Raw genomic sequence first — 6,585 nt, 5'->3', positions numbered from 1 at the left:
GGCTATTTAAGGGCTATTTAAGGGCTATTTAAGGGCTATTTAAGGGCTCTAAATTATTAAGTTTTTTACTGATAAGTAGGTAATAACGTGAAAAAGACGGGAAAACAAATTTTTTGCTTAGTTACAGACAGTTTTTCGGACTATAAAAAGGATAGTAGTTAATGGAAGAATACTCGACAAGTAAAGTAATACGAAGTGTTGAAGCTTTTCTGGAAATTGGATTTAAATTAGCGGGTGTTTATATTACCTATCTAGCATTTAATTTTTGCGGTGAATTTCTATTCGAAGGTGATTTCAACTCCGATACATTGTTTAGTTTATTGATGCTACCAGCATTGTACGTTCTGAAGACTGCCCACGTTATTGTTTCACCATATTTTGTACAAGTTAAAATATCAGGAATAGAAGTTGAATCAAGAACGGGGATTCTAACTCAACGCTTAGATAAACTTAATCTCAAAACAGTCGAGAATATTGAGGTAGTAACAACATTGGGAGGAAGATTATTCAAATACAGCACCATTTATTTGTATGCTCATGGTTCGTGGGTTCGTCTACCTTTTTTGAAAAAACCTAATCAAATAAAACTAAAAATTGAAGCTAAATTAAATACGATAAATGGTAATTAAAGCATTAAATGTATGACTCTAAATCGTTTCACTCAGCTAGCTAATGTTTATATTGATGGTACACGTTTGGGTACGCTACTTATCAAGAAAAATTTGGCTGTTAGATACCAAGGAAAAATCAAAAATCATCATCGAGTATGACCATCTGTAAACAATTTATATTAAGTTTTCTTTTCAGATTTTAGTTGGTTAAAAAGAGCCAAACGCTTATCTTGATTTTTATTTTTTTTAATATCTTCATACAAGTGACCAAAGAGGAAGCCCAAAATGACTCCAATAATTATATACTCATAATATAAACCTATTAAGCAACCTACTATGCTAAACATAATACATGTAGGCGTATAACTATTACTGGCGTCATAAAGCTTCATAGTTTTATCAACTTCTTCCCAAATAAGCTTTTTTTCTGATTCTTCAGCCTTTAGTCTTAATAGTTTTTGTTTTTCTAATTCGTAACCATGAAAGTAGTCTTCTTCTTTCATCGGTTGAGTCGTTATCATACTTAAGAGGAATTGATACGTTTCTTGATCTTTAATTAACGCATTCAAAATAAAGTTATTACTGAAAGTTAGTTTAATTGTTACCTCAAGGTTAACAACTTCTGTTGAAACGTTTTGGATTGTTGTCTTCTTCTCACCTGAAAGCGCGGCTACGAGCCCAAATGTGGGACCAGCTATTACAGCCCCTAAAACACCTCTACCAATCATACTACCACTACTGGATTTACTTACAGCATCACCTGTTCCATAGGTTGTCATAGTGCTTGAATTAAGCAGAACTTCGACATTTTCAAGTAAGTCTAGCCTTTGTTCATTCAATAATAATGGCCCATTATCAAATGATTCTTTTATGATAGCTAACTGTGGTGTCCCTGTTTCTAATATGTATATTTCCATAAATATTCCAAATATCTTTAAAGATTCATCCAACCTACCCAGTATAAACAATAAAGGCCTATAAGCTATATGAAATCGATGAATGAAAAAGATTATGTAATAAATTATCTGTAAAATTAAATGTTATTTACACTTAGAAATTATTACACGATAAATAACGCACGCATTTCTATCTATTCAAACTCACACGATCCAATAAATAAGAAATATTTAATATTGAGATCGGCATTAAAGCCTATTTTTCGTACAAGATAAAAATGATATACTGTAATAATATTATTACAAACTAGGTTTTTAAAATGGCGGCAGACAACAAAACATCTACCAATAAATACATGGCTGGCGGTATAAGACATTTAATCAATCAAGCCATTCAAAATGAATTAACCAAGTTACCAGCGACACTTTCAGAGATTAAAGACCCTATCCAAAGATTGAACTTTTTAACAAAACTTATGCCTTTTGTATGCGCCCCCATTAAGCAAGTTGGCGTTATGACTGCTCGTAGAGAAACAGGTGAAGATGATGTTTTTTCACTTTAGTTTTTCGGAGTAAATAGCTATGCCTAAAGGTCATCATTACGGGAGAACACAAAAAAGGGCTTACACTGGTGAGTATCATCGTATATCTGCTAAGACATTTAAAAACTTATTAACTGTCCCATTCGGTAACTACTCACTTAATGCTGACTTTCTTAGTAATGAACATCAAAAATTTAAATTAACAGCATTAGAATGTGGTGTTCGTTTGATGACATTCACCATAAACGATAAACCTCACAAAATAGCCTTAAAGCGAGATAATCGAAGCGCCAGCAATAAACTATACATCACTTGCCCCTACTGCCAAAAACAGCGACAAAGCCTTTACGCGATCAAATACGCTTATGGTTGTCGGCAATGTATCGGATTACATTATGCCTGCCAAAGTGAACGACCGAACGAACGGCTAATGAGGCGCATTAGAAAGCTTAGAAAAGAACTATGGGGTTATGATTGGCCTAATGTAAACAATATGTTTGAACCAATCGCTTATTGGCCTAAACCTAAATGGATGCGCTGGAAAACTTTTAATCTAAAACGAGATAAGATAACCGAGTTAGAAAATAAATACTGGCCTATGGTTGATGTTCAAATGAAAGCTATGTTTGGTCATAATTTTATGCCTGACTGTTAAGATTTGTTAAGGTTTTTCCTAGGTCATAAATAGAATAATTTAAAGTGACTTTTTATTATGGTAACACTCCAAGTAACACTAGAGACAAGACTAAAGCACAAACAAGATACTTAACAGTTAGTTAAGCATTGAAAACGACGTCTCTCAGGGACACCATAATCACTAAACTAAGTCATAATTTAAAAACAGACAACTAGCCTTTTACCGCTAAGTAACCCACTTATAACAGCCCTCACACTTATCATTGCTATAATAAAGTCACAATCAAAGAAATAGCTCTTGGTTAATAAAAATTAACCTGGCACTAAATGAAATATTCACCTGTTTTGTTAATTTTTCTTTAGTTAAAAATACCATTTATAGATCTTTTAAAAGAGAAAGGATTAAAGAAAAACCTGAAAAACAGCATCTTTAATTATTAGCCAAAGCTCGTAATCGGCCTCTATAGCAAGCACATAAGAACCTATAAAGCATATAATATAGGGAATACTCTGCATTGCTCTACCATCACATAATCTACTTTATAGATAACATCATAGGATTGCGCCCCACTTTTAATAGTCCATGTCCAATAAGTAATTTTATCGTTAAACATCAGCTATTAACCTAAAACCCGCTATTTTATTATTAACTAGCTCCTCGATACATTTATCCGTAGATCAGCCTACTAGTAATTCCAAAAACAGACTACAATTGTTGCTTCATCAAATACATTTCACTATGAGTCCCCAAATGGAAAAACACAGATTAAGTTTTGTTCAAATAAACCTTTTAAATGAAAAAATTGCCGAAGTGATTTTTGATAAAGGCGTTTATATCTCAATTGAAATGATGGAAGAAATTGAAACTTTTTTTTGTACTTTTTTTAAAACTGATTTTGGTGTTATCGTCAATAAAATTTATCCTTACACCTATTCACTTGAGGCGCAGTTAACGATGGGTTCTCTAATTCATATGAAATCAATAGCCTCAATCAACTATTCTAAAGAAGGTGTTGCTAACACTGAAGATATTATCAATAAACGTAGTAATGATAAGTTAAACGTTAAGCAGTTTAATGGTTTAGAGCTCGGTCGCCAGCAAGCACTTAAATGGCTACAGAAAGAACTAGCTTGATCGCTGGTTGATTCGGAACATAGACACTCCTTGCCACCTCGGTAACCGCTACTGCTTTACTCTACTTCCTGCATCAATACGGTCACAGCACCGTACTATTGCCTCCATGGATAAGGGTCTATAATTTTTCGTAAAAAAATAACGTGCAGAATGCACTAATGCAGCGTAGAGATAAAAAAGCCCCGTAAACGAGGCCTTTAAAATTCATATAATTTATTACCAACGACTACTCACTGGTAGATTTTTCTATTGTAACTTCCTTGTCACCTACGATTGAGATATTACTCAATGCCGCTGAAACAGCCAATACGATTACCGCAAAAATCACTGTTGTCAGCTTAAATCCTCGTGAAGATGACCTGTTCATAAATGTTCCTGTGTCAGGTTTTATAGTTGTTATTTTGACATCTGTACAAAACTCAACCAATCTATACGATTAACATTGGTAATTCAACCATTTAAAATTAATAAAACAGATAAATTATAAACAATTGACCAGTGAGAGAATGTTATATTAATGGTCTTTTTAGCCATTTGGTCTAAGTAATACCAAAAAAAACACTTATTTGCATAATATCGTTTGCAGTTTAGTGGTGGTCTAGGTGAAAATGGTGGCACTTTCACCCCTCATATACTTAGTTCATTTTAAGTATAAATATAATAAAGATTTGGAGTCAATATGCCGTCTCGTCAAGAACTGGCCAATGCAATTAGAGCTTTAAGTATGGATGCCGTACAGAAAGCGAAATCCGGACACCCTGGAGCCCCAATGGGCATGGCAGATATTGCCGAAGTACTATGGCGCGATTTTCTAAAACATAATCCAACAGATCCAAATTGGACCGACCGCGATCGTTTTGTTTTGTCGAACGGTCATGGCTCAATGCTTATATATTCTTTATTACATTTAACCGGTTATGAATTACCGATTGAAGAATTAAAGAATTTCCGTCAATTACATTCTAAAACACCAGGCCACCCAGAATACGGTTACACCCCAGGTGTAGAAACAACGACAGGACCATTAGGTGCTGGTATTTCTAATGCCGTTGGTATGGCCATTGCTGAAAGAACACTTGCTGCACAATTTAACCGTCCAGGTCACGACATCGTTGATCACTTTACTTATTGTTTCTTAGGTGATGGTTGTTTGATGGAAGGTATTTCTCACGAAGTATGTTCATTAGCCGGCACTTTAGGATTAGGTAAATTAGTCGCCTTTTGGGATGACAACGGTATTTCAATTGATGGTAAAGTTGAAGGTTGGTTTACAGATGATACACCTGCTCGTTTTGAAGCTTATGGCTGGCACGTAATAAGCGTTGACGGTCACGACTCAGCGGCTATAGCGGCGGCAATTACTGCAGCTAAAGCAGTAACGGATAAACCATCAATGATTTGTTGTAAAACAATTATTGGTTTTGGTTCACCAAATAAAGAAGGCACACATGATTGTCATGGCGCACCATTAGGTGATGATGAGATTGCAGCGACACGTAAAGCGTTAAACTGGCCACATGCCCCTTTTGAAATTCCAAGCGATGTTTATGCTGAATGGGATCAAAAAGAAAAAGGCCAATCGAGCCAAGTTTCTTGGAATGACCAATTTTCAGCATACCAACAAGCTCACCCAGCACTTGCTGCCGAATACGAGCGTCGAGTTATTAAAGGTGATTTACCGAGCGATTTCGAAGAAAAAGCCAATGCCTTAGTGCAAGCTTGCCAAGATAAAGGCGAAAATATTGCTTCGCGTAAAGCCTCACAAAATACTATTGAAGCTTTTGGCGCTATATTACCTGAGTTATTGGGTGGTTCTGCTGATTTAGCGGGTTCTAACTTAACGTTATGGTCAGGCTCTAAAGGTATTGAAAAAGACGCTGCCGGTAACTACATTTATTACGGCGTACGTGAATTTGGTATGAGCGGCATTATGAATGGTGTTTCATTGCACGGTGGTTTCATTAATTACGGTGCAACGTTCATGATGTTTATGGAGTATGCGCGTAACGCAGTTCGTATGTCGGCTTTAATGGGTATTCAAAATATATTTGTTTACACTCACGATTCTATTGGCCAAGGTGAAGATGGTCCAACACATCAGCCAATCGAACAGTTAACGAATTTACGTACTACCCCGAATATGGATACTTGGCGCCCATGTGATGCAACAGAATCTGTTGTTGCTTGGAAATCAGCGATTGAACGTAAAAATGGCCCTACGTCATTAATATTTTCTCGCCAAGGTTTACCGGCAGTAGCGCGTAACAGTTCACAAGTAACAGACATTGCCAAAGGCGCTTATGTATTGCAAGACTGTGAGGGTACTGCTGACGTTATACTCATTGCAACGGGTTCTGAAGTATCATTAGCCCTTGATTCTGCAAAACAATTAACCGCTGATGGTAAAAAAGTACGTGTAGTTTCTATGCCGTCAACCAATACTTTTGATGTACAATCAAGCGAATACAAAGAATCAGTATTACCTTCATCTGTGATAAAACGTGTCGCTATCGAAGCTGCTCACACTGATTTTTGGTACAAGTATGTTGGTTTTTCTGGCGCTGTTGTCGGTATGACAACTTTTGGTGAATCTGCACCAGGTAACGTGTTACTTGAACATTTTGGTTTCACCGTGGCAAATGTTGTTAAGACTGTAAACCAGCTTTAATCATTAACTAAAGCCTATAAGTTAAAGCCTTCAAGCGAAATGTATACTCGTTTGAAGGACTTTGACTTTTATAAACACCCTAAATTAATACCATCAA

General features: G+C 35.9%; 8 protein-coding genes. 6 read left to right on the top strand and 2 right to left on the bottom strand.

Features of this window, described 5'->3' with window-relative positions:
* The first annotated feature begins 161 nt into the window (after positions 1-161).
* Together H4J70_RS03080 and H4J70_RS20550 are read left to right on the top strand one after the other, a co-directional pair.
* Positions 162-629, top strand: a complete 468-nt coding sequence (locus H4J70_RS03080) for a PH domain-containing protein (protein ID WP_182250607.1) — start codon at positions 162-164, stop codon at positions 627-629.
* 12 nt (positions 630-641) lie between these two features.
* On the top strand, positions 642-770 hold the full coding sequence (locus H4J70_RS20550; RefSeq protein WP_259367984.1) for a hypothetical protein: 129 nt from the start codon (positions 642-644) through the stop codon (positions 768-770).
* 20 nt (positions 771-790) lie between these two features.
* Here the strand turns inward: H4J70_RS20550 and H4J70_RS03075 are convergent, their stop codons facing one another.
* A complete protein-coding gene (locus tag H4J70_RS03075; RefSeq protein ID WP_182250606.1) occupies positions 791-1,528 on the bottom strand; it encodes a hypothetical protein in 738 nt (245 codons plus the stop codon).
* Between the two features lie 299 nt (positions 1,529-1,827).
* Here H4J70_RS03075 and H4J70_RS03070 point away from each other — a divergent pair, with 299 nt between their 5' ends.
* From H4J70_RS03070 to H4J70_RS03060, 3 genes are all read left to right on the top strand, one after another.
* The gene (locus H4J70_RS03070) at positions 1,828-2,070 is read left to right on the top strand and encodes a hypothetical protein (RefSeq protein ID WP_182250605.1); all 243 of its coding nucleotides are present in this window, start codon (positions 1,828-1,830) and stop codon (positions 2,068-2,070) included.
* A gap of 19 nt (positions 2,071-2,089) precedes the next feature.
* A complete protein-coding gene (locus tag H4J70_RS03065; RefSeq protein WP_182241747.1) occupies positions 2,090-2,704 on the top strand; it encodes a hypothetical protein in 615 nt (204 codons plus the stop codon).
* A 732-nt stretch (positions 2,705-3,436) separates the two neighbouring features.
* On the top strand, positions 3,437-3,820 hold the full coding sequence (locus tag H4J70_RS03060; protein ID WP_070374790.1) for a hypothetical protein: 384 nt from the start codon (positions 3,437-3,439) through the stop codon (positions 3,818-3,820).
* A gap of 226 nt (positions 3,821-4,046) precedes the next feature.
* On the opposite strand, the gene H4J70_RS03055 is transcribed toward H4J70_RS03060, so the two are convergent.
* The gene (locus H4J70_RS03055) at positions 4,047-4,187 is read right to left on the bottom strand and encodes a hypothetical protein (RefSeq protein ID WP_182213288.1); all 141 of its coding nucleotides are present in this window, start codon (positions 4,185-4,187) and stop codon (positions 4,047-4,049) included.
* Between the two features lie 312 nt (positions 4,188-4,499).
* Between H4J70_RS03055 and tkt the strand changes: the two genes are divergently transcribed.
* Positions 4,500-6,488, top strand: coding sequence for a transketolase (gene tkt / locus H4J70_RS03050; RefSeq protein WP_182250604.1), 1,989 nt, complete (start codon positions 4,500-4,502; stop codon positions 6,486-6,488).
* The last annotated feature ends 97 nt before the right edge of the window (positions 6,489-6,585 follow it).

The organism is Colwellia sp. BRX8-9, assembly GCF_014077245.1.
GTDB lineage: Bacteria > Pseudomonadota > Gammaproteobacteria > Enterobacterales > Alteromonadaceae > Colwellia_A.
Note: the sequence above shows the minus strand (reverse complement) of the source record. Positions and strands in the feature narration are given on the sequence as shown.